Origin of the sequence: Streptomyces sp. NPDC059010 (assembly GCF_042740355.1) — a bacterium.
Classification (GTDB): domain Bacteria; phylum Actinomycetota; class Actinomycetes; order Streptomycetales; family Streptomycetaceae; genus Streptomyces.
In genome coordinates this window covers 22675-48771 of the sequence record NZ_JBHYJA010000038.1, presented here as the reverse complement: position 1 = coordinate 48771, position 26097 = coordinate 22675, and the positions used below count along the sequence as shown (strand labels likewise).

Genomic DNA, 26097 nt, shown 5'->3' with positions numbered 1-26097 from the left:
TTGTCGGTCAAGACGTCGGTGAGGCGGACAGGGTTGCTCGTGAGGCGTAGATCACTTCATGAGGCTGTCAGTGCTGTTGAGGCTTCTGCGGCGTCGCCTCACTCGGCCGTACGACGACATAGCCCTGGCCCTGCAGCATCAGCTGCACGGCCTCCCCGGAGCCGCCGCGCAGCATCGAGCCGAGGGACTGCGAGCGGTGCAGCGAGGTCTGCAGTCCGGCGGTCCAGCCGACCACCGCGTCCGTGTCGACGTACACCGGGAACTGCGGCGAGACCGGGATCACCAGGGGGTTTCCGTCGCAGATCAGCCCCAGCCTGCCGTGCCCCGTGAAGACGCTGTTGAACAGGCCGCCGCCGGTGATGCCCGCGCCCTTGACGGTCGCTATCCGGTACGACAACGAGGCGTCGAAACACAGGACGTTGCGGCCGTTCACCGTGAACTCGTCGCCGGGGTCGATGTCGACGATGAAGCAGTTCTGCGCCTCGTGCGCGAACCAGGCCTCGCCCTGTCCGCGCACCGCCATCAGCGGCAGCCCCTCACCGGTCATCGCCCGCTTGAGCATGCCGCCCACGCCCTGGCCCTTGCGCTCGAACTGGAGGTTGCCGCGGTAGGCGACCATCGCGCCCTGGCGGGCGTGCATCTCGCCGTTCACCGCGTACTTGATGCACTTGGCGTTCTCTGTCGTCATGCCCGGCGCAGTGGCGGGCTGGACCATGTGCTCGCTGGAAAAGAGGTCACCCTTCATACGGTCATCCTGTCCCGGACGCTCCCGTTCCGACCAGATCGCGGCGGCGTGCCACTTGGGCCGGCCCGTCAGGCGCCGAACAGCTGGGTCCAGTACGTGCCGGCGGGGCCGCCGCCCGCGAAGCCGATGCCCAGGTGGGTGAAGTCGGGCTTGAGGATGTTGGCGCGGTGGCCCGGACTGTTCATCCAGCCCTCCACGACTTCGGCGGGGGAGCGCTGGCCGCACGCGATGTTCTCGCCGATCGAACGCCGGGTGGAGCCCGCGGCGGCGGCCCGGTCCCAGGGCTGGCTCCCCTCGGGCGAGGTGTGGGAGTAGAAGGCCCGGGCCACCATGTCCGCACTGTGCGCCTGCGCGGCGGTGGTGAGCACGGGGTCGACAGCCAGGGGGCGCAGCCCGGCCCGGGCCCGCTCCCGGTTGGTGAGGCCGACGACGTCGGTGGCGGTGCGGGCCAGGTCGCCGGGTGTGAGCGGCCTGGCCCACAACGCCGTCCAGTAGGTGTCTCCCGAGCGGCCGCCCGTGACCTGGGCCACGGCGGCGTGGGTGAAGGCCGGGTCGTGCAGGGTGCGGCGGGCCTGGTCGGTGCGCAGGCAGTACGCGACGAACTCGGCGGGGGTGCGCGGACCGGAGACCAGGTGCTCGCCGACGGTGACGTACGCGTACCCGGTGGCCGTGATGCGCTGGTACACGGAGACGCCGTCGTGGCCCTCGACACCGAGCCGTCCGGCCGCGGCCATGGCGCGGGCGTGGGCCTGAGCGGCGGAGGCGAGGCGGGCGTCATGGGCGACGGGAGCTGAACCGGCCCTGGCGCGGGCGGAGTTGACCAGGCCGAGGAAGCTGTCGGTATCGGGGGAGGGGGCGCCGGCCGTGCCGCCGTTCGGGGTGGTGACGGCGGACAGGGTCTGCATCGTGGGCCGTGCGGCCGGCATCGGCGGAGCGCCGGGGGAGGGCCGGCGGGCGGGTGGTGGCGGGGGCGTCGACGGGGCCGGGGACGGCGTCGCGTCCTCGACGACGTCCACCCCGAAGTCGCGCGCGATCCCCGCCAGCCCGTCCGCGTACCCCTGCCCCAGGGCCCGCAGCTTCCAGCCGTCGCCCCGCCGGTAGATCTCCGCGAGCAGCAGCACCGTCTCCTGCCGTGGGCGCGGCGGGGCGAACCGGGCGATCGCACCGCCGCCCGGGCCGGTGACCTGGAGCACGGGAGCCGGCAGTCGGCCCAGGGGCGTGCCGGGGTCGGCGGGGCTGACGACCACCGTGACCCGGGTGGCCCCGGGCCGCAGTCCCGGCGGGTCGACGGTCAGGGCGCTGCCGTGGAGCCGGGCGCCCGGCGCGGACGGCTGGTTGTAGAAGACGAAGTCGGCGTCGCCCCGGACCTTGCCGCTGTCGTCGGTGACGAGCGCGGACACGTCGAAGGGGCCGGGCACCCGGACGGTCACGCTGCCGCCCGGGAGGGGCAGATTGCCCCCGGGAACCAACTCGCTCATCGGGCCGTCCTGGTGGGTGGTTCGGGATCCGGTGGGGATGTCCTCAGAACGTCCGCCGGATCTCCCGGGTTCCCGCCCGGCACCGGCCCTCAGCTCCGGTTCGGGCCCGGGGCGACGGGGATCCCCGGCGCGATGTCCTCGTGCCGTTCGAGGCGCGCGTTGCTCTTGCGCGGCTTGGTCTCCTTGCCGCAGAACGCCGACTCCAGCGCGCCCCGCATGGAGTTCAGGACCGTGCCGTTGTTGGAGGTGTTGGCGAGCGCGGCGACAGTGCGCCTGCCGTCCTTGGATCCGAACGCGTAGGTGTAGTAGCCCTGGACGGCGCCCGTGTGGCCGTACACCGAGACTCCGCACGACAGGTCGCGCCGCCGCAGCCCCAGGCCGTACGCCTGCGAGGCGCCCGCCGGTACCCACTGCTGCATCTGTGCCAGCTGCGCCCGCGAGGTCAGCCGGCCGCCGAGCAGCGCCGACAGGAAGGTGTTGAGGTCCCGTGTGCTGGAGATGATCGCGCCCGCGCTCTGTGCCCAGGACGCCGTCTGCTCGGTGGCGTCGACGAGCTTCGCTCCGGCGGTGTCCGGGGTGAGATACCCGCGCGCGTGCCGACCGGGGATCTTCGTGCCGGGGTGCAGATAGAAGGTGTCGCCCAGCTGCAGCGCGTCGATGATGCGCCGCTGGTACTCGGTCCGCACCGAGTGCCCGCTCAGCTTCTCGATGAGCATCCCGGCGACCACGAAGTTGGTGTTGGAGTAGGAGTACGCGCCGCCCGGCTCGGTGGTCCGCGGCTTGTCCAGGGACCGGTCCACCAGCTGCCGGTAGGTGAAGACCTTCTTGCGGACCGCCTCGAAGCCGGGAACCGTCCGCGCGAACATGTCGTTGGTGTAGTCGTACAGGCCGCTGCGATGGCTGAGCACATGCCGCACCGTGATGCGGTCGTCGGGCAGCAGACCCGGCAGATAGTGGTTGACCGGCGCGTCGAGCTTCAGTTTCCGCTCGTCGGCCAGTTGCAGCAGGACGACGGCCGAGAAGATCTTGGTGACGCTGCCGATGCGGAACCGGTCGGCGTTGCTGATGGCCCGTCCGCTCCCGCGGTCCGCGACCCCGGTGGCCGCCCAGTGGACCGAGTCGCCGTCGTCGACCCGCGCCATCGCGCCCGGCGCGCCCTGTTGCCGTACCGCACGCAGCACATTCCACAGGCCCTTGACATCCGGCTCGGGCGGTCCGCCCGCCGAGGCGCGGACCGCAGGGGTGCCCGGTTCCCGGGGTGCGGCATGTGCGGGAACCGCCAGGAGCGACGCCAGGGCCGCCGCCACCGCCGTACCTCGGACCACCGTTGCTGATACCATCCGGCTTCCTCTCGTTGCTGTCGACTCGTCGCGGTCGACGTGCTGCCGATACGAGAACGATCAACCTCGTGAACGATCACCCCCGCGCGGGACAACTTTCTCGCATCCCGTCAGATCGCCACGGACGACGCACAGTTGGGCAGTCCCGGATCACCGGGTGGGAGTCCTCGGACCAATCCTGTTTCTTTTATTGACGGCGGAAAATAAGGGCTCTAGGTTCCGGGCATGCCCTCGATCCGCCGCGCCGAGACGTTCCCGGCGAACACGCCGGCCGCCTCGCAGATCTTCACCACGGTCCTGTCCCACGGACCCCTCACCCGCCTGGAGGTGGCCCGGAGGGCGGGACTGTCACCGGCCGCAGTCACCAAGGCGGTACGGCCGCTCATCGAGGCCGGATACCTGGTGGAGGACGCGGACGAGCCGGCCCGCCCCGCGCTCGGCCGCCCCGCCAACCCGGTACGGGTCGACGGGGGACGGGCGCTGTTCATCGGCGTCAAGGTGACCGGCGACGAGATCATCGCCGTGCTCACCGACCTGTGCTGCCGTATCCGTGTCGCCCGCCACGCCCCGCTGAGGGACCGGGAACCGAAGGGCGTGCTGGCCTCGACCGCCGAGCTGGTGGGCGAACTCCTCGTGGCGGCGGGCGACCTGGGCGTACCCGTCCTCGGCCTCGGCATCGCCGTCTCCGGCGACGTCGACCGGGGCGCGGGCGTCGTCCGCTACTCGCCGTTCCTGGAGTGGCGGGACGTGCCCCTCGCCGAACTCGCCGCCGCGACCACCGGGTTGCCGGTCACCGTCGACAACGACGTACGCGCCCTCACCGTCGCCGAGCAGTGGTTCGGCGCCGGCGTGGGACTGTCCGACTTCGCCGTGGTGACCGTCGGCGCGGGCATCGGCTGCGGCCTCGTGGTGCACGGCCGGGTGGTCGCCGGTGCGCACGGCGTCGCCGGCGAGATCGGCCATGTCACCGTCGACCCGGCCGGCCCGCCCTGCCACTGCGGCAACCGCGGCTGTGTGGAGGCCGTCGCGGGGGACGCCGCGATCCTGAGGCGGATCCGCGAGACGACGGGCGCCGAGGTCGCCGACACCGCCGAGGCCGTGGCCCTCGCCCACCAAGGAGTCGCCGGAGCGCGGGAGGCCTACGCCCGGGCCGGTGAGGCGATCGGCCGGGGCATCGCCACCGTGGCCAACCTGCTCGGACCCGAGCGGGTGATCATCTCCGGCGAGGGCCTCGCCGCCCACGACCTGTTCGCCGAACAGATCCGCGACGCCTTCGCCGCGGCCGCGTTCGGCTCCGCCGCCCGGTGCGACGTACAGACCCGCCCGCTGCCCTTCGAGGAGTGGGCGCGCGGAGCCGCGGCCACCGCGATCCAGTCCTTCATCCGAGCCGACGACCAGCGGTAGCGCCGCTGAACAACCCCCAGGAGGCACGACCCATGCGGTCATCCTCGTACTCCGCCATGCCCGCACGCGCCCTGAGAGCCCTGGTGGTCCTGGCCCTCGCCGCCGGTGTCACCACCGCCGTCCCCGCCGCACGGGCCGAAACCACCGAGCCCCCGGCCGCCCCGGCCCCCACCCTGGCCGCCAAGCCCTACATGGGCTGGACGAGCTGGACCATGCAGTCGTCGAAGTACCCGGGACTCAACCCGAAGGGCGACTACAGCTACCTCTCCGAGGCGAACGTCACCCGGCAGACCGACGCCATGGCCGCCAAGCTGAAGAAGTACGGCTACGAGTACGTCAACATCGACGCCGGCTGGTGGATGGACTGGTCCTGGAAGCCCCGGTACGACGAGTACGGACGGCAGAAGGCCGACCCGGAGCGCTTCCCCAGCGGCATGAAGGCCGTCGCCGACCGCATCCACGCCAAGGGCCTCAAAGCCGGCATCTACCTCCCGGTCGGCCTGGAGAAGGGCGCGTACGGAGGCGGAAAGACCCCGATCCGGAACGCCGACGGCTGCACGACCGGCGACATCGTCCACGACGACCTGCGCACCACCAACGGCTGGGACAGCGCCTACAAGATCGACTTCTCCGGTCCCTGCGCGCAGAAGTACATCGACTCCCAGGCACAGCTGTTCGCCGACTGGGGCTACGACTTCCTCAAGCTCGACGGCGTCGGCCCCGGCTCGTCCAAGAGCGGCGACAACTACAACAACGTCGCCGACGTCGCAGCCTGGCAGAAGGCCATCAGGACCGCCGCCCGCCCGATCCACCTGGAGCTGTCCTGGTCCCTGGACTACGGGCACGTCGAGGACTGGAAGAAGTACTCCAACGGCTGGCGCATCGACACCGACGTCGAGTGCTACTGCAACACCCTGGTCAGCTGGGAGAACTCGGTCGACGACCGCTGGGACGACGCCCCCGCCTGGACCGGCCACGCCGGCCCCGGCGGCTGGAACGACCTCGACTCCCTCAACGTCGGCAACGGCGAGATGGACGGCCTCACCAAGGCCGAGCGGCAGAGTTACGCCACCCTGTGGGCGACAGCCAAGTCCCCGCTCTTCACCGGCGACGACCTCACCCGGCTCGACTCCTACGGCCTGTCCCTGCTCACCAACCGCGAGGTCATCGCGATCAACCAGAGCAGCGCCCCGCCCGCCGAGCCCGTCACCGCATCCGACCCGCAGCAGGTGTGGGCCGCGAAGAACCCGGACGGCACCTACACCGTGGCGCTGTTCAACCTCTCCGACGCACCCGCCGCAGTGACCGCGAACTGGCCCACCCTCGGCTTCAAGGGCAAGGCCTCGGTGCGCGACGCATGGAACAGGGAGAACCTCGGCACCCACACCGACAGGATCACCCAGGCGCTCCCGGCGCACGGCTCCCGCCTGTTCACCGTCACCCCGCGCGGCACGAACCTCACCTGGACCGCCTACGAGGCCGAGGCGGGCACCCTGAGCGGCAACGCCTCCGCCGCCGACTGCGCCGCCTGCTCCGGTGGCCGCAAGACCGGCAACCTCTACGGCGGCGGCAAGGTCACCGTCAACGACGTCGTGGTGCCCAAGACCGGCACCTATCAACTCAAGGTCGCCTACGTCAGCGGAGACTCCCGCTCGGTCCTGGTCTCGGCCAACGCGGACGGTGCCACCTCGCACAAGTTCGCGGCCACGGGCGACTGGGGCACGGTGAACAGCGTCCATGTGCCGGTGCGGCTGAAGGCCGGGACCAACACGATCACGTTCGACAGCGGGACCGGCTACGCGCCGGACATCGACCGGATCGACGTACCGAAGTCTCTCTGACCTCCCCCCAGTCCCGGAGCCGCCATGAAGCCCAGCCCCGACGAGCCGAGCCGGAGAACCCTTCTCTCCCTCGCCACCACCACGGGCCTCGCCGCGGCCCTCGGCACCCTCCCCACCTTCACCGCCTCCGCCACGCCCGCCCGCCCCGCCGAGGTCCCGCTGCCCGCCGACGCCGCCCGGCACCGGCTGTGGTGGCAGGCCCCCGGCGACGAGGGCTCGCTGATCGAACAGGGCCTGCCCCTGGGCAACGGCCGTATCGGAGCACTCGCGAGCAACGACCCCGGCCGCGAACTGCTGCTGATCACCGACACCACCCTGTGGACCGGCGGCCTCAACGACACCCTCGACCAGGACGGCCAATTCCCCTACGGCCGCTCCGACTTCGGCTCGTTCACGCTGCTCGCCCGGCTCACCGTCGACCTCCCCGACCACGACCTCGGCGCCGTGGGCGGCTACCGCCGCACCCTCGACCTCGCCCAGGGCCTGGTCGCCGCCTCCTACGTCAGCTCCGGCGTCACCTACCACCGCGAGATGTACGCCAGCCACCCCGACGACGTCATCGTCCTGCACTTCACCCAGAGCGGCGGCGGCCACTACACCGGCACCCTCACCCTGACCGGCACCCACGGCGAACACCCCACCGCCGCCGTATCGTTCGGCGCCGCCCTCCCCAACGGCCTGCGCTACGGCGCCGCCGTCAGCGCCCGGGCAGCGGCGGCAAAGTCACCGTCAACGGCACCCGCATCGACTTCACCGGCTGCAAGGACCTCACCGTCGTCGTGAGCGCCGGAACCAACTACGCGCCCGATGCCGCAGCCGGCTTCCGCGACCCCTCCCTCGACCCCGAGCGACTCGCCCGTACCAAGGTGCGCGCCGCCGCCGCGGAGCCCGCCGACGCCCTGAAGCGCACCCACGTCGCCGACTACCGCGCCCTGTACGGACGGCTCGACCTCTCCCTCGGCACGTCCACGGACGCGCAACGCGAGCTGGACACCTGGGAGCGCCTGCACGCCCGCGCCCGCGACCGTGAACCCGACCCCGAAAATGGAGGCGGCCTACCTGCAGTTCGGCCGCTATCTGATGATCTGCGGCTCGCGCGACAGCCTGCCGCTGAACCTCCAGGGCCTGTGGCTGGACGGCAACGACCCGGACTGGATGGGCGACTACCACACCGACATCAACATCCAGATGAACTACTGGATGGCCGACCGCACCGGCCTCGCGCCTTGCTTCGACGCCCTCACCGACTACTGCCTCGCCCAGCTGCCGTCCTGGACCGACCTCACCCGCCGCCTCTTCGACGACCCGCGCAACCGCTACCGCAACTCCACCGGCAGGAACGCCGGCTGGACCGTCGCGATCTCCACCAACCCCCATGGCGGAGGCGGCTGGTGGTGGCATCCGGCGGGCAACGCCTGGCTGTGCACCACCCTGTGGGAGCACTACGAGTACACCGGATCGCGAGAGCACCTGAGGAAGATCTACCCGCTGCTCAAGGGCGCCTGCGAGTTCTGGGAGGCGCGGCTGCTCACCACCACCCTCCCCGGCGGCTCACGGGAGGTGCTCATCGCCGACAGCGACTGGTCGCCCGAGCACGGCCCGCTCGACGCCAAGGGGATCACCTATGCTCAGGAACTGGTGTGGGCGCTGTTCGGGCACTACCGCACCGCGGCGGCCGAGCTGCGGCGGGACCCCGAGTACGCCGAGACGATTGCCGCACTGCGCGGAAAGCTGTACCTGCCACAGGTCAGCGCGACCACCGGCTGGCTGGAGGAGTGGATGTCGCCGGACAACCTGGGGGAGACCACGCACCGCCACCTGTCCCCGCTCGTCGGACTGTTCCCCGGCGACCGCATCCGCCCCGACGGCTCCACCCCGGCCGACGTGGTGGCCGGCGCCACCGCCCTGCTCACCGCACGCGGCATGGAGAGCTTCGGCTGGGCCAACGCCTGGCGCAGCCTGTGCTGGGCCCGCCTCAAGGACGCGGACAGGGCCTACGAACTGGTCGTGAACAACCTGCGCCCCTCGACCGGGGGCAGCAACGGCACCGCCCCCAACCTCTTCGACATCTACGAGGTGGAACCCGACCGGGGCATCTTCCAGATCGACGCCAACTTCGGCACGCCCGCCGCGATGGTCGAAATGCTGCTGTACTCCCGACCCGGACACATCGAACTCCTCCCGGCGCTCCCCGATGCCTGGTCCGCCTCGGGCTTCGTCCAGGGCGTCCCCGCGCGGGGCGGCTTCGAGGTCGACCTGCGCTGGCGCCACGGGAGACCGACCGAGGCCCGCATCCACAGCGTCGGCGGCCGCACCACGACCGTCGCGTACGGCGGCGCCTCCCGCACGGTCACCCTGCAGCTCGGCGCGTCCGTCACGCTGAAGGACCTCGCCCGGTGAGGGCCGCACCGGTGCCCGTCGCCGTCCTGCTGACGCTCGTCGCCTGCCAGCCCGCGCCCCGGGAGACGCCCGCCGCGGCGCCCGCCGACGCCAGCGGCGTCATCACCTGGGCGGCGAGCGCCGACCGTATGGGCGACGGTGTCGCGGGCCGCGGCTACCGGCTCGTCGTGCACACCAGCGTCGGCGGAACCGGCGTCCGGGTCCGGCTCTCCAACGCCTTCGGGGACCGGCCGCTGACCTTCGACAGCGTCTACGCCGGCCTCCAGAAGCAGGGCGCCGAGCTGCGGCCCGGCAGCAACAGACGCCTGACCTTCGACGGTGCCCGCACCGTCACCCTGCCGGCGGGCAGCACCGTGTGGAGCGACCCGCTGCCCGGCAGACTGCCCGCCGCGACCAACCTCGTCGTCAGCGTGCACAGCCCCGACGCGGGCGGCCCGGCGAGCGGCCACTGGATGGCCCTGCAGACGTCGTACGCCAGCAAGGGCGACCACACCGCCGAGGAGAGTGGCGCCGCCTGGACCGTCCCGACCGGCTCCTGGTTCTACCTCGACGCCGTCTCCGTGCGCGCCCCCGCGGGCACCGCGGCGGTGGCCGCGCTCGGCGACTCCATCACCGACGGCTGGCAGTCGACCTCGGAACTGAACCGCCGCTGGCCCGACTACCTGGCCCGCCGTCTGCAACGGGCGGACACGGCGGTGAAGGGCGTGGCCAACGAGGGGATGGCCGGGAACAAGGTCCTCGCGGACGGTCCCGGGCAGAGCGCCCTGAACCGGCTGGAGCGGGACGTGCTGTCCCAGCCGGGTGTGCGGACCGTGTTCCTCTTCCAGGGCGTGAACGACATCAAGGCCCACACCGGCGTCACCGCCGAGGACCTGATCGAGGGATACCGCGCGATCGCCGACCGGGTGCACGCGGCCGGCAAGTGCGTCGTCGGCGCGACCGTCGGCCCCTTCAAGGGCTGGCACGAATGGGACCCGGCCGCCGAGGCCGTACGGCAGGAGGTCAACGCCTTCCTCCGCACCAGCGGCCGGTTCGACGCCGTCACCGACTTCGACCGCGTTCTGCGCAGCCCCTACGACCGGGCGAGGATGCTTCCCGCACTCGACGGCGGCGACCACATACACCCCAACGACAAGGGCATGCAGGCGATGGCCGACGCCGTCGACCTGACCGCCCTGGACTGCGGGACCGGGCGGCGACAGACCGTCAGCCCACCGTCTCCTCGCGCGTGATCAGCCCCTGCCGGTAGGCGATCGCCACCGCCTCCGTACGGCTCGCGGCGCCCAGCTTGGCGAGGATGTTGGAGACATGGACGCTCGCCGTCTTGCCGGTGATGTACAGCTCCTCGCCGATCTGCCGGTTGCTGCGGCCGAGGGCGAGGAGGCGCAGCACGTCCTGCTCGCGGGCGGTGAGCGGCGAGGAGCCGTCGGCGGCCGGCTCGGCGAGGCGGCCACGGCGGACCAGGGTGTTCAGCCGCTCCAGCAGGGGAGTCGCCCCGAGCCGCACAGCGGTCTCGCGCGCGGCCCGGGCCTCGGTGGCCGCCCCCTCCCGGTCGTCGGCCGCCAACAGGGCCTCGGCCAGGCGCAGTCGGCACCGCGCCCGCTCGTACTCGTCGCCGTGCCCGAAGGCCTCCACCGCCTCGGCCCACGCCCGGACGTCCGGACCGGCGACGGCCCGCGTCCACTCCGCCTCCGCGCGGGCCAGCCACGCCATCCCCTCCGGGCCCTGCGGGATGCCCTCCTCGCCGCACCGGGCCATCGTCCGCGCCGGCTCGACCAGCTCGGTCGCCGTGTCCGCCCAGCGGCGCGCCCCCGCCGCGTCACCCGTCAGACGCAGCTCGGCGGCCCGGTCGGCGACCGCGGACAGCGCGAGCGCGGCGAGCCGGACCGTGACATGGGGGAGCGTGCCCTTGTCGTCGGTGAGGGCCTCGACCGTGGACCGCATCCGCTCCACCGCCGCCTCCGCGTCACCCCGCAGCGCCGCGGCGTCGGTGAGCGCGATGCCCGCGACCAGGGTGCCCATCCAGTCGAACGGCCCCTCCAGCAGGGCACGCGCTCGCTCGACGGCCGTCGAGTCACCGCGCGCGAGGGCGACGTACAGCGCCGGAGCGACCGTGTAACCGCCCGCCGCCGGCAGCACCTCGGCGTCGGCCGCCGCGAAGCGCAGGCACTCGTCCCAGCGGCCCAGCGTGTACAGCACCAACAGCCGCAGATACCGCATCTCCAGCGGATACAGCGACGACAGCAACCCCGCACGCCGGGCCCGGTCCAGCCCCTCCGCCAGCCAGGGCAGGCACTCCTCCAGGTCGCCGGACTCGAAGCAGCCGACGGCGAGGTTGAACAGGGCGCGCATCTCCACCGGCGCGGTGCCCGCCTGCCGCGCCAGCTCCCAGGCCTCCCGGAGCCGCTCGCGCCCCTCCGGCCTGCGCCGGCCGCCCTCCAGCGTGGCCAGCGAGATCAGCAGATCCGCCCGGGCATCCGTCACCTGGAGCTGCTCGGCGATCCGCAGGGCCTCTCGGGCGACGCGCAGCGCCGTCTCGTTCTCCCCGACGTGGCGGGCCGCCAGGACATGTGTGGCCGCCGCCCACACCCACGTCCGCGACGGAGGGTCGGCCGGGATCAGGGCGAGCGCCTCACTGCTGTAGGCGTAGGCCGCCGTCAGGCTGTCGACGCTCATCAGATTGCCGGCCAGCGTGTACCGCACGCGGGCGGCGAGTTCGTGGTCGGTGTCCTGGTCGACGCCCGCGAGCGCGGAGCGGGTGAGGGAGACCGCGCGGTGCGACTCCCCGGCGTGCGCGGCCGCCGCCGACGCGCGCAGGGTGACCGTCACCCGGTCGTCGCCCTCGCCCGAGGGCCGTGCCGACGGCTCCACCGACGACCACAGGTCGAGGGCGGCCTCCAGATGCCGCAGCTCCTCGGCGGGCGCGCCCACGCCGTGCGCGTGGTCGGCGGCTTCCAGCGAGGCGGCCAGCGCCTCGGCCAGGTCGTGGCTCTCGCGGTAGTGGTGGGCGCGCTCCGCCGCCGTCTCGGCCGGACGGCCGCGCTCGGCGAGCAGCCGGGCGAACGTGCCGTGCAGCCGGGCCCGTTCGCCGGGAAGCAGGTCGGCGTACACGGCCTCGCGCGCGAGCGCGTGCCGGAAGGCGTAGGTGTCGCCGTCGCCGGGCACGAGCAACTGCCGCCCGACGGCCTCACGCAACGCCGACTCCAGCTCGTCCTCCGGTATGCCCACGGCCTCCCGCAGCAGATCGTGCCCGACGCGGCGCCCCGCGACGGCGGCCGTACGCAGCACCTGCTGGGCCGTGTCGGAGAGCTGCTCGAACCGGATCAGCAGAACGTCGGCCAGCCCGCTGGGCACCCCGCCGAAGTCCGTGTCCGTGGCCGCGACCAGCTCCTCGGCGTAGAAGGCGTTGCCCTCGGCCCGCTCGACGATCCGCCGCACCGTGCCGTCCGGCAGCGGCCGCTCCTGCACGGACCGCACCAGCCGGGCCACCTCGGCATCGCCCAGGGGCCGCAGCTCCAGCCGCTCGACCGCGGGCAGCCGCACCAGCTCGGCCAGCAGCGGCCGCAGCGGATGACGCCGATGCAGATCATCCGCACGGTAGGACGCGAACACGGCCAGCCGGGACGCGGGCGCACCGCCCGCGGGCCGCTGGAGGATGCCCCGGCTCAGCAGGAACCGCAGCAGATCCCGCGACGACTGGTCGGCCCAGTGCAGATCCTCCAGGACGAGCAGCACCGGTGCGATGCCGGAGAGCTCGGCCAGCAGCCCCGCGATGCCCTCGAACAACCGCAGCCGGTCGCTCACGGCGTCGGTCCCGCCGCCCAGCAGCCGCTCGACCACGGGATGGGCACCGAGCACGCCCGCGAACCGCTCGTCACCGGCGAGCACCCCGAGCACCTCGGTGAACGGCAGATACGGCAGCCCCACATCACCGAGATCGACACAGTGCCCGGACAGCACGATCATCCCGTCCGAGGCGGCCCGCCCCGCGACCTCGTCCAGCACCCGGGTCTTGCCGACCCCGGCGTCCCCGGCGACCAGTACGGCCCCGGCCTCCCCGCCCCGGGCGCGCTCCAGCATCCCGGAAAGCCGGGCGAGCTCGTCTTCCCGCCCGATCAGCGGCGTACTGAATGAGGTCTGCGACACGGAGCCATCCTGTCACTTGCCACGGACAGCGCCTCTGGCCCGTTCCGAGCCGTCAGGCACGCAGCGTCTTCGCCCAGTCGTCCGGCACCCGCCCCGCGGGCCCCGGCGTGGGCTGGTCCGCGGGATGACTCGCCGGAGGCGCCAACTCGGGCCCCGACTCGAACAGTTCATTCGCGCCGTAGTCCCAGAACCACATCTCGCCCGGCTCGAAGCTCTGCACCAACGGATGACCGGTCTCCCGGAAATGCGCGGTCGCGTGCTTCGCGGGCGAACTGTCACAGCACCCCACATGCCCGCACTGCGCACACCGCCGCAGATGGAACCACCATCCGCCGGCCTCGTCGCACTCCACACACCCGCCGCCGCTCGGCGGAACATCTGCGTCGATGCCGTTGACGCTGCTCATGAAGCCTCCTCGGACGTGAGCGGAAGCAGCACCTGGAACCGGGTGTCACCCGGCTCCGACTCCACCTGGATGGTGCCGTGGTGCTTGTTGACCACGATCCGCCAGGAGATGTCGAGGCCGAGCCCGGTGCCCTCGCCCACGGGTTTGGTCGTGAAGAAGGGATCGAAGATCCGCCCCCGGTTCTCCGGCGGGATACCGACCCCGGTGTCCCGGAACTCGACCAGCAGCCGGTCGTGATCCGGCGCCGTCCGCACCGTCAACGTCCCCTCGCCGCCCGCGCTTCTGATCGCCGAGACGGCGTTGTCGATCAGGTTCGTCCATACCTGGTTGAGCTCCGCCGGGTAGGCCGGGATCCTCGGCAGCGTACGGTCGTACTCCTTGACGACCTTGATCTGCGGGCCGATCTTGCCCGACAGCATCAGCAGGGTGCTGTCGAGGAGTTCATGGACGTCGGCGTTCTGGAAGGGCGCGCGGTCGAGCTGGGAGTACTGCTTGGCGGCGTCGACCAGATGCGAGATACGGGTGGTCGAGTCGTTGATCTCGTCCATCAACAGCTCGGTCTCGACGGTGTAGTTGAGCCAGCCGATCGCGTTCGTCAGGATCTCCTCGTCCACCGCCGTCGCGACCTGGTCCAGCCAGTCCACGTCGATACCGGCCTGGACGAAGTTGGGTGCGATCCGCCAGCCGTCCGGGAAACCGTGGTCGTCGAGCCAGTCGGTGACCTCGTCCTCCCGGTCGGCGGCCTCCAGCGGACTGAGCGTGGGCGCCTTCGCGACGCGTTCGGCGGTGCGTTCCTGGATGTCGATGAGGTTCGCCATGACCTCGGGGGAGTACGAACCCTGCGCGATGACGGCCAGCTTGTGCCGCATCTTGCCGACCCGCTCGCGCAGCGTCGCGGTCGCCCGTACCGCCGCGGCGGCGGGGTTGTTGAGCTCATGGGTGAGGCCGGCGGACAACGAGCCGAGCGCCAGCAGCCGTTCATGCTGGTTGATGGCCAGCTGTGTGCTCTTCTGACCGAAGAAGAGGCCCTCCAGCAGATGCAGGGCCATCGGGAACCATTCCTGGATCACGGCGGCGAAGGTCTCGGCGGGCAGCACGAAGAACCGCGTCGGCTCCGTGACCCGCATCGAGCTGTTGTAGACCTGCGGCACCCGGTCCCCGAGATAGGCCTGCCAGGCCCCGGAGTACACCCCGCGCTGGGAGGTGCGGTTGACCTCCACGTCGTCCGCGCCGACCCGCCGGGACAGCACGACGGTGCCCTCGACCATCACATAGAAGCAGGTGGCCGGGTCGCCCTCGCTGTACACCGGTCCGGGCTCGAACTTCTCCACCCGCCCCTCGCTGCACAGCCGGCCGAGCTGCTCGGAGGTGAGCTTCTCGAACAGGAACAGCGAGCCGATCTCCGCGGGCTCGCACGGCATCAACCGCCCGCTCATGACTGCTCCAGATAACGGTGGACGAGCATCACGGCCATGGCTCCCTCTCCGACGGCGGACGCGACCCGCTTGGCGGACTCGGCGCGCGCGTCGCCCGCCACGAACACACCGGGCACATTGGTCTCCAGGTGGTACGGCGGCCGGTCCAGCTCCCAGCCGGCCGGCGGCCGCCCGTCGGCGGTCAGGTCGGGCCCGGCCAGGATGAACCCGCGCTCGTCGCGCAGCACCGTCTCGTCCAGCCAGTCGGTCAGAGGGGCCGCGCCGATGAACACGAACATCCACTGCGCGTCGACCTCGTCGGTCTGCCCGCTGTCCACGTCGCGCAGCGTCAGCCGCTCCAGACGGCCGGAGCCGTGCGCGGACTCGACGACCGTGCGGGGGCGCACCGAGATGTTCGGCGCCTCCTCGATCTGCTGGATCAGGTAGTGCGACATGGACGCCGACAGCGACTCCCCGCGCACCAGCAGCGTCACCGACTTCGCGCCCCGGGCCAGATACATCGCCGCCTGCCCCGCGGAGTTGGCGCCGCCGACGATGTACACGTCCTGGCCCTGACAGGCCGGGGCCTCCGTCAGGGCCGAGCCGTAGTACACCCCGCAGCCGGTCAGGTCGTCGCAGCCCGGCGCCTGCAGCTGCCGGTAGGACACGCCGGTCGCCAGGATCACGCTGTGCGCGGCGACCGCGGAGCCGTCCGAGAACCGTACGATCCGGGCGGCGCCGCTGACCTCAAGGCCCGTGACCTCGCGCGCGGTGAGGATCTCGGCGCCGAACCTCGCCGCCTGCCGCCGGGCCCGGTCGGTGAGCTGGGCGCCCGACACGCCGTCCGGGAAGCCGAGGTAGTTCTCGATCCGGGAGCTCTGCCCGGCCTGTCCGCCTGTCGCCGACCGCTCCACCAGCACGGTCCGCAGGCCCTCCGACGCCCCGTACACGGCCGCGCCGAGCCCGGCGGGTCCGCCGCCGATGACGACCAGGTCGTAGAAGTCGGCGGTCGGCGTCGTCGCCAGCCCCACCTTCGCGGCCAGCTCGGGAGCCTCGGGCGCCACCAGGGGCGTCCCGTCCGGGGTGACCACCAGCGGCAGCCGCTGCCCGTCCTGCTCCGCGGCGGCCAGCAGCCGCTGCCCCTCGGGCTCGTCGGCCGAGTACCAGCGGTACGGCACCTGGTTGCGGGCCAGGAACTCCCGCACCTCCGAGGAGCGCGCCGACCAGCGGTGCCCGACCACCTTGGTGCTGGGCACCGGCCGGTAGTCGCTGCGCCGCCACGCCTCCAGCAGGTCGTCCAGGACCGGATAGAGCTTCTCCTCCGGCGGGTCCCACGGCTTGAGCAGATAGTGGTCGAGGTCCACGACGTTGATCGCGTCGATCGCCGCGCTGGTGTCCGCGTACGCGGTCAGCAGCACCCGCCGCGCCCCCGGGTACACGTCCAGGGCCTGTTCGAGGAACTCGATGCCGTTCATCTGCGGCATGCGGTAATCGGCCAGGATCACGGCCACGAGATCGCCGCGCAGCTTCAGCTCGCGCAGCGCCTGCAACGCGGACTCGCCGGACTCCGCGCGCACGATCCGATGCGACTGGCCGTAGCGTCGCCGCAGGTCGCGGGCGACCGCCCGGGACACTCCCGGGTCGTCGTCCACGGTCAGGATGACGGTCCGCGCTGCGTCGGCGGCCTGTGCCATACGTCTCCCCACCCCGAGAGTTCGCGTTCTCGGCACGGCGAAGGTGTCCGGATGGCATCGGCGCCGCGCCGACTCGGCCCCATCGTATGTTCGATCCGCCCGCTTCGCTCGGGTATGCGGGAGGCGGTCGTGCTCAGCCGCGCCGCGGGGCGAGCACGCAGAACTCGTTGCCCTCGGGGTCCGCCAGGGTGACCCAGGACGCGTCGCCGCTCTGCCCGACGTCTGCGTGGCGCGCACCGAGGGCGAGGAGACGGGCGACCTCCGCCCGCTGATCGTCGGGCCGGAAGTCGAGGTGGAGGCGGTTCTTGACGGTCTTGTCCTCCGGTACGGGGGCGAAGAGCAGCCCCGGCAGCCGGTCCTTCTCGGGCCGGATCTCGAACTCGTCGGGTGCGTCGCCCACCACGACCCAGCCCAGGGCCTCGGCCCACCAGCGGCCGAGAGCCACCGGATCGGCAGCGTCCACCACCACTTGCTCCCATTCCAGTGCCATGTCCGCAGGGTAGTGAAGACTGGAGGCGACGACATGACCACTTCACGAGGAGGCAGCCGGAATGACGCGTCCGATCACGGCAGGGGTGGACGGCTCCGAGGAGAGCCTCGCCGCGCTGGCCTGGGCCGCCCGGGAGGCGGTCCGCCGCGGGCTCGCCCTGCGGGTGGTGCACGCCTGGCGGTTCCAGCCGCACGAGGCGATCGACGCGCCATTCGCCAAGGACGCCGACACCCAGGCCCAGTGGGTGCGAGACGGGCTGGCGGAGGCCGCCCGCTCCGTCACCGAGCGGCATACCGGGCTGGAGGTCATCACCGACGTCCTCGACGGCGGGCCCGCCGAGACGCTGGTCGCCGCGGCGGCGGACGCCGAGATGCTGGTGCTGGGTTCGCGGGGCCACGCCGCGGTCGTCGGATTCCTGCTGGGCTCCGTCGGACAGCAGGTCATCGCCGGGGCCACCCGGCCCGTCGTCCTCGTACGCGCCGGGGACGAGCCGTCCGCCGAGGCCGCCGGCCGGGAGATCGTCGTCGGCCAGCAGGGCGACCCGGACGACAGCGCCGCCGCGCTGCGGCTCGCGTTCGAGACGGCCACGGCCCGCGGCGCGACCGTACGTGCCGTCCGGGTCTGGACGCTGCCGCCGCTGTTCGCCTACAGCCCGGCCTCGCTGAAGCTCCTCGACGACGCCGGGGGACTGGAGCCGTTCGAGAAGAAGGCCCTGGGCGAGGCGCTGCAGCCGTGGCGGGAGCGGTTCCCGGACGTCCATGTCGTGGAGCACGTCGAGATGGGCAGCGCCGGGCAGGTGCTGCTCTCGGTCACCGGACGGGCCCAGCTGATGGTCGTCGGACGCCGCGCCCGCCGCACCGCCGTGGGCGCCCGGATCGGTTCGGTGGCCCACGGCGTCCTGCACCACGCGCCCTGCCCGGTGGCCGTCGTACCGCACGACGACTGAGTCAGTCGGACGTGGTCGGCTGCAGCGTCTCGCGGGCCTTGGGCAGGATGTTCTCGATGTAGTCCTCGACCACCGTGGCCAGATCGATGTCGTGCTGCGCCCGCTCGGACAGGTACCAGCGGTGTTCGAGCAGCTCGTGGTAGATCTCGGCCGGGTCCACCGAACCGCGCAGGTCCAGCGGTACGGCCCGCACGGTGGGACGGAAGACGTCGCGCACCCAGCGGTGGGCGAGCACCTCCGGGCGGGCGCCCAGCGGGTCGCCCGGGGCGTAGTCGTCCTGGGTGGCCATCCAGCTCTCCAGGTCGTTCAGCAGCCTGCGGGCCTGGTTCTCCTCGGTGTCCAGGCCCGTCAGCCGCAGCAGTTGCCGCTGGTGGTGACCGGCGTCCACGACCTTGGGCACGAAGGTGACCGTGTCGCCGCTCGCCGCGTGCTCGATCTGCATCTCGGCCACGTCGAAACCGAGCTCGTTCAGCCGGCGAATCCGGCGCTCTATGTAGTGGTACTTGCCCGCCGGGTACACCGAGGTGCGGGTCAGTTCCTCCCACAGGCCCTGGTAGCGGGCGCAGATCTCGGTGCCGAACTCGATCGGGTCCACCGAGGGGTGCAGCGCCCCGGACGCCTCCAGGTCCAGCAGCTCACCGCTGATGTTGACCCGGGCGAGCTCCAGGTCGTAGTCGCGCTGCCCGGCGCTGAGCTGCGGGTGCAGATCGCCGGTCTCGGCGTCCACCAGATACGCGGCGTAGGCGCCCGCGTCGCGCCGGAACAGCGTGTTGGACAGGGAGCAGTCGCCCCACGCGAACCCGGCGAGATGCAGGCGGACCAGCAGCACGGCCAGCGCGTCCATGAGGCGGTGCATGGTCGCCGGGCGCATCGTCGTCTCGAACATCGAGCGGTACGGCTGCGAGCCCCGCAGATGCCGGGTGACCAGCACCGACTCCAGCGGGCCGCCGTCGGCGTCGGTGCGGCCGGTGACCACCGCCAGCGGGTCCACCGCGGGGATGCCGAGCCGGTCCAGGTCGCGCAGCAGCTCGTACTCGCGCAACGCCGGGCGCTGGGCGAGCTCCTTGACGGCGATCACCTCGTCGCCGGCCCGGGCGTAGCGCACGATGTGCCGGGAGATACCGCGCGGCAGCGGGACCAGGACCTCCTCCGGCCACTGCTCCAGGGGCACCTGCCAGGGCAGTTCCAGCAGGAGCGCGGGATGCTCCGGATTCGTCGCGCTGATCTGCAGTGCCATGGGCCGTTCGTCCTCGCCTCGCGGTGATCGTCACCTCACCCTAGAGCGCACGCTCCCGGGCCTGAAGAGCAGCTTCCCGTACGGAGCCGCGGTGCAGCGGTCCGTGTCCGGGCAGCAGTGCGTCGCCCTTGAGGCCTTCGAGCACGTCCAGCGAGGCCAGGGCCTGGGTCCGCTCGCGGTGGAACATGTCCGGCAGCAGCTGCGGGCCCTTGAGCCGCGAGGTGGGGTGGCCGCTGACCAGGGCGTCGCCGGCGATCAACACCCCGGCGTCGGGCAGGTGGTAGGCGCAGTGGCCGTCGGTGTGGCCGGGCGTGTGCACCGGGACGGGACGGCCGGGCAGGTCCAGCGGGCCCGCCGACGGGAACGGCTCGGGGGAGGTGACCGGCACGTGCGCGGTGCCGCCGGAGCGGATGGCGTGCACGGCCCAGGGCAGCACGCCCGGCCGCCAGCCGTTCTTCAGGACCGTGCCGACGTCGACCTGGTGCAGGAACTCCCGGCGGGCGTGCGGCACTTCGGCCTCGTGAAGGTATATCGGCGTGCCGTACGTGGCGCGCAGATACTCGGCGTTGCCCAGGTGGTCGGTGTGCGCGTGGGTGATCAGTACGGCCTTCACCGCCTCCGGCGCAGTCCCCACCTCGGTGAGCGAGGCGAGCAGCTTGGCCCGGTCCCCGGGGTAGCCGGTGTCGATCAGCGTGACCGCGTCGCCCTCCGTCAGGATCACCCAGTTGGTGTTGCTGCCGTGCACCAAGTAGGTGCCGTCCGCGACTTGCTGCACATCTGCCCGCATGATCGTCCCGCCTGGTGAGTTCCGTGCCCGACGGAGACAGCAAAGCAGATCACGATGAAATCGGGTTCGCCGGGCCCGGACGCATACCGAACAGGAACCGCGTCAGTCGCGTCCTGCGCACCAGGCACTCGTACAGACCGAGGATCACCACCAGCGAACCGGTAACGATCACCGCGTACTTGACCACGATCGGCGCCGACCAGCCCACCGCGCCGTACGCGACGGCGACCACGACCGGCTGATGCAGCACGTACACGGGCAGCGCGGCGATCCCGAGGTACACCATCACGCGCGACGGCGCCCGGATCTCCCGGGGCCGGTCCAGCAGCCCGAGGATCGCCACCACCCAGCACCAGCCCGCCGCCCCGAACACCGCCCGCGTCACCAGCGCGAGCGGGCTGACCTCGGTGAACGGGTCGTCCAGGGACAGGAACCCGGGCGCGGTCCCCGCGAACAGCACGAGCCCGGCCACGCCCACCGGCACGGCGAGCCGGCGCAGCGCGACACGGACACGTCCGTCATCGGCGAGGGCATAGCCGAACAGGAAGAACACCAGGTAGGCCCAGCGGTTCCAGCCCGCGAAGCCCTCCTCCATACCGAGGAACGCGTTGATCACGGCGAGCGGCAGCACGGGCAGGAGCAGCAGGGCCGGACGCCGCTCCACCGCCCGCCCCATGCGCTCGGCCCAGCCCGCGAGCGGCGCCGCGACCGGGGCGAGGAGCAGGCTGAAGGTCAGCAGCAGCACGACGAACCACAGATGGCCGGTCTCGAAGTGCTCCCCCTCCAGGACGAAGGGGAAGTCGGCCGGGTCCGGGCGGACGGTGAGGAAACGCAGCCAGAAACGCCCGTACGACTCGTCGTAGCCGGGGTCGGCGGCCCGCAGCCGCAGCCACTGGGGGAGCGGGCACAGGACGAGCGTCGCGAAGACCAGCGGAACGCCCAGCCGCAGCAGCCGCTCCCGGGTGAACCGGCCGGGCCCACGCCGGCGGATCGAGTGGCGCGAGCCCAGCCCGGCGACCAGGAACAGCATGGGCATCGCCCATACGACCGCCAGCCCGGCCAGCACGGTCACCGCGACGGTCGTGTCCGCGTTCTTGACGTAGAAGTCGTCGTCCGGCGAGAAGACGAGAGCCGAGTGGAAGAAGACCAGCCCGAGGACCACGAGGACCCGCAGCGCATCCAGCTCGCTGCGCCGGGGAGCGGTGGGCGGTGCCTGGGTTTGCGCGCACACCCGCCCCAGTGTGGGGGCACGTCGGGGCCTCGCCCAGAGGAAGGGCTGCCTCCGGCACCGTCCGCCGGAGGCAGCCCCCGCGCGCACCCGAGGCGGCCGCCTCTCCGCCTCAGTGCACGCCGTCCGGGCGGAATTGCACGCTGATCCGCGGTCCCGCGGCCCGTGCGGTCTTCGGCACGCAGTGCTCCCAGGTCCGCTGGCAGGAGCCGCCCATCACGACGAGGTCGCCGTGCCCCAGCGGACGACGCACCGTCCCACCGCCGCCGCGCATCGGCCGCAGCAGCAGATCACGAGGGGCTCCCACGGAGAGGATGGCGACCATCGTGTCCTCGCGGGCACCCCGGCCGATCCGGTCGCCGTGCCAGGCGACACTGTCCCGGCCGTCGCGGTAGTAGCAGAGCCCGGCCGTGGTGAACGGCTCGCCCAGCTCGTCGGCGTAGTGCGCGCTGAGCGCCTCGCGGGCCTCGGACAGCACCGGGTGCGGCAGTACGTCGTCCCGGCCGAAGAACGCGAGCAGCCGGGGCACGTCCACGACCTGGTCGTACATCTTGCGCCGCTCCGCCCGCCAGGGGACCTCGGCCGCGAGCTGTTCGAACAGTGCGTCGGAGCCCGCCAGCCAGCCGGGCAGCACATCGAGCCAGGCGCCGAAGCCGAGCTCGGTCCGGCGGATCCCGTCGAGGGGGCCGAGCCGCAGCTGGTCCGTCTGGTCGAAGAGGGAGGCCTGGAGGTGCGTGCTCATGGATCCAGCGTACTCCTGATTCGAAAATCTGTTCCCATTCCGATTTCTGTCCCCTTTCGGTTCCTGTCGCTGTCTCCGTCTCCGGTCGGCTCTTTTGATACATCGCTGCATCGGATACATTTCCGTATCGAACGGAGGTCCTGACATGGTGGTGGACGGAACGACCAAGCGCGTCACCAAGCGCCGGGTCCGTACGCGCGCCAATCTCCTGGACGCCGCCTTCGCGGTCTTCGCCGCCAAGGGGTTCGGGCGCGTGTCCATCGAGGAGGTCTGCGAGGCCGCCGGCTACAGCCGGGGTGCCTTCTACTCCAACTTCGACAGCCTGGACGAGCTGTTCTTCGCCCTCTACCGGGAGCGGGCGGACCTGATCGCCGACCAGGTGGCCGGGGCGCTGGCCCTCGACGGGCCGGATTTGGACGTGCCCGCCGCCGTCGACCGCGTCACCGAGGTGCTGCTCCTCGACCGTGACTGGCTCCTGGTGAAGACGGACTTCCTGGTGCACGCCGCCCGTGAACCGGTCGTCGCCCAGACCCTGCTGGAGCACCGGGCCCGGCTGCGCGGCGCGATCGCCGAACGGCTCGCCCGGGCGCGGGGCCACACCGAACTGCCCGCCGTCCTCGGCGGCCTCGACAGCGCCGCGCACGCCGTGGTCGCCGCGTACGACGGCGTCACCACCCAACTGCTGCTGGACAAGGACTCCGAGCACGCCCGCACCTGGCTGAAGCAACTGCTCACCGCGCTGCTCACCGACGGCAGCGCCCCCAGCAACAGAGCCCCCAGCAACAGAGCCAACTCCGAATAGCGTCACCACAGAACAGCGCCGACAGAACAGCGCCACGACGAGTAGCGCCACGACCGAGTAGTGACAGCGCCGCAGGGCGCCACCAACGTATGGGGAAGGGACGGTCGCCATGGATGCCGACGTCATCGTCGTCGGAGCGGGGCTCGCGGGCCTGGTCGCCGCGAGCGAACTGACCAGCCGGGGCCGCAGGGTCGCGCTGGTCGACCAGGAGAACGCCGCCAACCTCGGCGGGCAGGCGTTCTGGTCCTTCGGCGGGCTGTTCCTCGTCGACTCCCCGGAGCAGCGGCGCCTCGGCATCAAGGACTCCCTCGACCTGGCCTGGAACGACTGGCAGGGCAGCGCCCAGTTCGACCGGGTGGACGACGAGGACTCCTGGGCGGTGCGCTGGGCGCGCGCGTACGTCGAGTTCGCGGCCGGTGAGAAGCGGGCCTGGCTGGACACGCACGGCATCAAGTTCCTGCCCACGGTGGGCTGGGCCGAGCGCGGCGACCTGCGTGCCGACGGCCACGGCAACTCCGTGCCCCGCTTCCACGTCGCCTGGGGGACCGGCACGGGCGTCGTGGAGCCGTTCGTGCGGTACGCCAAGCAGGCCGCGCGCGACGGGCTGCTCACCTTCTTCCACCGGTACCAGGTCGACGAGCTGGTCATCGAGGACGGCGCCGCGCGCGGAGTGCGGGGCACGGTCCTGGCCGACGACCACTCGTCCCGCGGTGTCGCCTCCAACCGCGACCACGTGGGCGAGTTCGAGCTCACCGCCCAGGCCGTCGTCGTCACCACCGGCGGCATCGGCGCCAACCACGACATCGTCCGCCGCTACTGGCCCGAACGGCTCGGCACCCCGCCCGCCGAGATGGTCACCGGCGTCCCCGCCTACGTCGACGGCCGCATGCTCGACATCAGCGCGGAGGCGGGCGTACGCCTGGTCAACCGCGACCGTATGTGGCACTACACCGAGGGCCTGCAGAACTGGGACCCGATCTGGCCCGGCCACGGCATCCGCATCCTGCCCGGACCGTCCTCCCTGTGGTTCGACGCCCTGGGCCGCCGGCTGCCCGACCCGTGTCTGCCGGGCTACGACACCCTGGGCACCCTCAGGCATCTGCGCACCGACGCCGACATCGCCGGGTACGACCACTCCTGGTTCATCCTCAGCCAGAAGATCATCGAGAAGGAGTTCGCGCTGTCGGGCTCCGAGCAGAACCCCGACATCACCGCCAAGGACCGCGCCGGATTCCTGAAGGAGCGCGTGCTCGGCAAGGGCGCCCCGGGACCGGTGGCCGCGTTCCTGCGCAACGGCGCCGACTTCGTGACCGCCCCGAACCTGGAGCAACTGGTCGAGAAGATGAACCAGTTGACGGACAAGCCGCTCCTCGACGCGGAGTCCGTACGGCGCCAGATCGAGGCCCGCGACCTGCAGATCGCCAACCCGTACAGCAAGGACGCCCAGGTGCAGGGCATCCGCAACGCCCGCCGCTACATCGGCGACCGCCTCGGCCGCGTCGCCACCCCGCACCGCATCCTCGACCCGGCCGCCGGCCCCCTGATCGGCGTCAAGCTGCACATCCTGACCCGCAAGACCCTCGGCGGCATCCAGACGGACCTCGACTCCCGCGCGCTCGGCACCGACGGCACTCCCATCGACGGCCTGTACGCGGCCGGCGAGGTCGCCGGCTTCGGCGGCGGCGGCGTCCACGGCTACAACGCCCTGGAGGGCACCTTCCTCGGCGGCTGCCTCTTCTCGGGCCGCACGGCGGGACGGGCCGCGGCACGGCAGACCGCCTGACGACGGCGCACGGCCCGTCGCCTCAGGGCTGGAGGAGGCGGGCCAGCACCGCGGCGTGACTCTCCGCGAGGGTCTTCGACGCGGTCAGCAGGGTGACCGCACCCCGGTCCGCCAACTCCCGTACCCGACCGAGGAGTTCCGCCGCCTCCGGGGCGGCCAGCTCCGCCTCGTAGCGCTCGGCGAACTCCTCGTACGAGCCCTCGCCCGCGTGATACCAGCGCCGCAGCTCCGTGGAGGGTGTGAGCCCCTTGGGTCATTCGTCCACGCGGGCCGCGTCCTTCGACAGGCCGCGCGGCCAGAGCCGGTCGACCAGGACACGCACGCCGTCCTCGGGCTCGGGTGCTTCGTAGACGCGACGGATACGGACGCTCATGGCCGGGCCTTTCCGGTGGACCTGACGAGTTCCTCACAAGTGTCCGCCAAGGTCGACCCATGATCACGTACAAGCCCCGTGTCGCCCTGCTCGCCGCCGCCCTGCTGCTGACCGGCTGCGTTGGCGGTGCCGCGGCGCTGCCGGACCACAGGCCGGACGCCACCGGGCCCAGGGCCGGGGCGCCCACGACGGCCGCGCCCATGCCCGACGTCGCGCTGGAGGTGGCCCCGCAGCAACTGCCCGGCCTCGGCCCGAAGACCTGGGGCGATGTGCCCCCGGAGGCCCGGCAGGCCGTCGTCGTCACCGGGAGCGGCCGGAACTCCTCGCGGTCCACGGTCGTCCTGTACGAACGCAGCGACATCGGCTGGGAGGCGCGCGCCGAGTGGCCCGCGCACAACGGTCTGCGCGGCTGGACCGACCACCACCGGGCCGGCGACCGGCGCTCGCCCATCGGGGTCTTCACCCTCACGGACGCCGGGGGCCTGCTCCGCGACCCCGGCACCCGGCTGCCGTACGACCAGGGCCCCGGATTCACCATCAACGGCACCGGCTTCGAGGGCGAGCCCCTCGCGGGTTCCTTCGACTACGTCATCGCCATCGACTACAACCGTCGGCCGGGCACCACCCCCCTCGACTGGACCCGGCCGCTCGGCGCCGGCCGCGGCGGCGGCATATGGCTGCACGTGGACCACGGCGGGCCCACGCAGGGCTGCGTCAGCATCGAACGCGAGCACATGAGGGAACTGCTGCGCACGCTCGACCCCGATCTGCGTCCCGTCGTCGTCATGGGCGACGCCAAGTCGCTCGCCCGCTGAAGTCCCCGACCGCTTAGGATCCGCC

Annotated in this window: 19 protein-coding genes and 2 pseudogenes; 8 read left to right on the top strand and 13 right to left on the bottom strand. The window is 72.1% G+C overall.

What is annotated here, in order from left to right; all coding sequences use genetic code 11:
• Positions 1-67: 67 nt before the first annotated feature.
• The 3 genes from ACFWYS_RS33340 to ACFWYS_RS33330 all read right to left on the bottom strand — a co-directional run bounded on the left by ACFWYS_RS33340 (position 68) and on the right by ACFWYS_RS33330 (position 3563).
• Positions 68-745, bottom strand: coding sequence for an AIM24 family protein (locus tag ACFWYS_RS33340; protein WP_384776806.1), 678 nt, complete (start codon positions 743-745; stop codon positions 68-70).
• 68 nt (positions 746-813) lie between these two features.
• Positions 814-2223 (bottom strand): CAP domain-containing protein, encoded by a 1410-nt coding sequence (locus ACFWYS_RS33335; RefSeq protein ID WP_384776804.1) that lies wholly within the window; start codon positions 2221-2223, stop codon positions 814-816.
• Between the two features lie 89 nt (positions 2224-2312).
• Entirely contained in the window at positions 2313-3563 is a 1251-nt protein-coding gene (locus ACFWYS_RS33330; protein ID WP_384776802.1) for a serine hydrolase domain-containing protein, read from the bottom strand.
• 225 nt (positions 3564-3788) lie between these two features.
• On the opposite strand from ACFWYS_RS33330, the gene ACFWYS_RS33325 reads away from it, so the two are divergent.
• The 4 genes and pseudogenes from ACFWYS_RS33325 to ACFWYS_RS33310 all read left to right on the top strand — a co-directional run bounded on the left by ACFWYS_RS33325 (position 3789) and on the right by ACFWYS_RS33310 (position 10440).
• Positions 3789-4967 carry an ROK family protein gene (locus ACFWYS_RS33325; RefSeq protein WP_384776800.1) on the top strand — a complete coding sequence of 393 codons (1179 nt, stop codon included), beginning with the start codon at positions 3789-3791 and terminating at the stop codon, positions 4965-4967.
• 32 nt (positions 4968-4999) lie between these two features.
• A complete protein-coding gene (locus ACFWYS_RS33320) occupies positions 5000-6808 on the top strand; it encodes an alpha-galactosidase D (RefSeq protein ID WP_384776798.1) in 1809 nt (602 codons plus the stop codon).
• 24 nt (positions 6809-6832) lie between these two features.
• Positions 6833-9208 (top strand): annotated as a pseudogene (locus ACFWYS_RS33315) (glycoside hydrolase N-terminal domain-containing protein).
• A complete protein-coding gene (locus tag ACFWYS_RS33310) occupies positions 9205-10440 on the top strand; it encodes an SGNH/GDSL hydrolase family protein (protein ID WP_384776796.1) in 1236 nt (411 codons plus the stop codon). Before ACFWYS_RS33315 ends, ACFWYS_RS33310 begins: the two are co-directional and overlap by 4 nt.
• On the opposite strand, the gene ACFWYS_RS33305 is transcribed toward ACFWYS_RS33310, so the two are convergent.
• From ACFWYS_RS33305 to ACFWYS_RS33285, 5 genes are all read right to left on the bottom strand, one after another.
• Positions 10415-13354, bottom strand: a complete 2940-nt coding sequence (locus tag ACFWYS_RS33305) for an AAA family ATPase (RefSeq protein ID WP_384776794.1) — start codon at positions 13352-13354, stop codon at positions 10415-10417. The two genes, ACFWYS_RS33310 and ACFWYS_RS33305, sit on opposite strands and share 26 nt — an antisense overlap.
• Positions 13355-13406: 52 nt before the next feature.
• The gene (locus tag ACFWYS_RS33300) at positions 13407-13760 is read right to left on the bottom strand and encodes a UBP-type zinc finger domain-containing protein (protein WP_384776792.1); all 354 of its coding nucleotides are present in this window, start codon (positions 13758-13760) and stop codon (positions 13407-13409) included.
• Positions 13757-15196, bottom strand: a complete 1440-nt coding sequence (locus ACFWYS_RS33295; protein ID WP_384776790.1) for an ATP-binding protein — start codon at positions 15194-15196, stop codon at positions 13757-13759. The genes ACFWYS_RS33300 and ACFWYS_RS33295 overlap by 4 nt, the downstream gene beginning before the upstream one ends.
• Complete coding sequence (locus ACFWYS_RS33290; RefSeq protein ID WP_384776788.1) at positions 15193-16869, bottom strand: FAD-dependent oxidoreductase; 1677 nt, start codon at positions 16867-16869, stop codon at positions 15193-15195. Before ACFWYS_RS33290 ends, ACFWYS_RS33295 begins: the two co-directional genes overlap by 4 nt.
• A gap of 133 nt (positions 16870-17002) precedes the next feature.
• Positions 17003-17359: a VOC family protein gene (locus ACFWYS_RS33285; RefSeq protein ID WP_384776786.1), complete on the bottom strand. Its 357-nt coding sequence runs from the start codon at positions 17357-17359 to the stop codon at positions 17003-17005.
• 61 nt (positions 17360-17420) lie between these two features.
• Here ACFWYS_RS33285 and ACFWYS_RS33280 point away from each other — a divergent pair, with 61 nt between their 5' ends.
• Entirely contained in the window at positions 17421-18305 is an 885-nt protein-coding gene (locus ACFWYS_RS33280; protein WP_384776784.1) for a universal stress protein, read from the top strand.
• Between the two features lies 1 nt (position 18306).
• Here the strand turns inward: ACFWYS_RS33280 and ACFWYS_RS33275 are convergent, their stop codons facing one another.
• From ACFWYS_RS33275 to ACFWYS_RS33260, 4 genes are all read right to left on the bottom strand, one after another.
• Positions 18307-19542, bottom strand: coding sequence for a DUF4032 domain-containing protein (locus tag ACFWYS_RS33275; RefSeq protein WP_384776782.1), 1236 nt, complete (start codon positions 19540-19542; stop codon positions 18307-18309).
• A gap of 40 nt (positions 19543-19582) precedes the next feature.
• Positions 19583-20329, bottom strand: coding sequence for an MBL fold metallo-hydrolase (locus tag ACFWYS_RS33270; protein WP_384776780.1), 747 nt, complete (start codon positions 20327-20329; stop codon positions 19583-19585).
• A 49-nt stretch (positions 20330-20378) separates the two neighbouring features.
• Positions 20379-21560, bottom strand: a complete 1182-nt coding sequence (locus ACFWYS_RS33265) for an acyltransferase (protein WP_384776778.1) — start codon at positions 21558-21560, stop codon at positions 20379-20381.
• A 109-nt stretch (positions 21561-21669) separates the two neighbouring features.
• Positions 21670-22299 carry an alpha-ketoglutarate-dependent dioxygenase AlkB gene (locus ACFWYS_RS33260; protein WP_384776776.1) on the bottom strand — a complete coding sequence of 210 codons (630 nt, stop codon included), beginning with the start codon at positions 22297-22299 and terminating at the stop codon, positions 21670-21672.
• A gap of 145 nt (positions 22300-22444) precedes the next feature.
• Here ACFWYS_RS33260 and ACFWYS_RS33255 point away from each other — a divergent pair, with 145 nt between their 5' ends.
• Positions 22445-23101, top strand: coding sequence for a TetR/AcrR family transcriptional regulator (locus ACFWYS_RS33255; RefSeq protein WP_384776774.1), 657 nt, complete (start codon positions 22445-22447; stop codon positions 23099-23101).
• 109 nt (positions 23102-23210) lie between these two features.
• Positions 23211-24884 (top strand): FAD-binding dehydrogenase, encoded by a 1674-nt coding sequence (locus ACFWYS_RS33250; RefSeq protein WP_384776772.1) that lies wholly within the window; start codon positions 23211-23213, stop codon positions 24882-24884.
• A gap of 22 nt (positions 24885-24906) precedes the next feature.
• Here ACFWYS_RS33250 and ACFWYS_RS33245 read toward each other — a convergent pair.
• A pseudogene (locus ACFWYS_RS33245) lies at positions 24907-25257 on the bottom strand (DUF488 domain-containing protein).
• Positions 25258-25316: 59 nt separating this feature from the next.
• Between ACFWYS_RS33245 and ACFWYS_RS33240 the strand changes: the two are divergent.
• On the top strand, positions 25317-26072 hold the full coding sequence (locus ACFWYS_RS33240; RefSeq protein WP_384776770.1) for a L,D-transpeptidase family protein: 756 nt from the start codon (positions 25317-25319) through the stop codon (positions 26070-26072).
• The last annotated feature ends 25 nt before the right edge of the window (positions 26073-26097 follow it).

Bases quoted from the DNA above. Each gene is read 5' to 3' on its own strand.
- ACFWYS_RS33300 (WP_384776792.1), bottom strand. From the start codon at position 13,760: ATGAGCAGCGTCAACGGCATCGACGCAGATGTTCCGCCGAGCGGCGGC.
- ACFWYS_RS33270 (WP_384776780.1), bottom strand. From the start codon at position 20,329: ATGCGGGCAGATGTGCAGCAAGTCGCGGACGGCACCTACTTGGTGCAC.
- ACFWYS_RS33255 (WP_384776774.1), top strand. From the start codon at position 22,445: ATGGTGGTGGACGGAACGACCAAGCGCGTCACCAAGCGCCGGGTCCGT.
- ACFWYS_RS33320 (WP_384776798.1), top strand. From the start codon at position 5,000: ATGCGGTCATCCTCGTACTCCGCCATGCCCGCACGCGCCCTGAGAGCC.
- ACFWYS_RS33275 (WP_384776782.1), bottom strand. From the start codon at position 19,542: ATGGCACTGCAGATCAGCGCGACGAATCCGGAGCATCCCGCGCTCCTG.
- ACFWYS_RS33285 (WP_384776786.1), bottom strand. From the start codon at position 17,359: ATGGCACTGGAATGGGAGCAAGTGGTGGTGGACGCTGCCGATCCGGTG.
- ACFWYS_RS33330 (WP_384776802.1), bottom strand. From the start codon at position 3,563: ATGGTATCAGCAACGGTGGTCCGAGGTACGGCGGTGGCGGCGGCCCTG.
- ACFWYS_RS33290 (WP_384776788.1), bottom strand. From the start codon at position 16,869: ATGGCACAGGCCGCCGACGCAGCGCGGACCGTCATCCTGACCGTGGAC.
- ACFWYS_RS33240 (WP_384776770.1), top strand. From the start codon at position 25,317: ATGATCACGTACAAGCCCCGTGTCGCCCTGCTCGCCGCCGCCCTGCTG.
- ACFWYS_RS33260 (WP_384776776.1), bottom strand. From the start codon at position 22,299: ATGAGCACGCACCTCCAGGCCTCCCTCTTCGACCAGACGGACCAGCTG.
- ACFWYS_RS33335 (WP_384776804.1), bottom strand. From the start codon at position 2,223: ATGAGCGAGTTGGTTCCCGGGGGCAATCTGCCCCTCCCGGGCGGCAGC.
- ACFWYS_RS33295 (WP_384776790.1), bottom strand. From the start codon at position 15,196: ATGAGCGGGCGGTTGATGCCGTGCGAGCCCGCGGAGATCGGCTCGCTG.
- ACFWYS_RS33325 (WP_384776800.1), top strand. From the start codon at position 3,789: ATGCCCTCGATCCGCCGCGCCGAGACGTTCCCGGCGAACACGCCGGCC.
- ACFWYS_RS33250 (WP_384776772.1), top strand. From the start codon at position 23,211: ATGGATGCCGACGTCATCGTCGTCGGAGCGGGGCTCGCGGGCCTGGTC.
- ACFWYS_RS33280 (WP_384776784.1), top strand. From the start codon at position 17,421: ATGACGCGTCCGATCACGGCAGGGGTGGACGGCTCCGAGGAGAGCCTC.
- ACFWYS_RS33340 (WP_384776806.1), bottom strand. From the start codon at position 745: ATGAAGGGTGACCTCTTTTCCAGCGAGCACATGGTCCAGCCCGCCACT.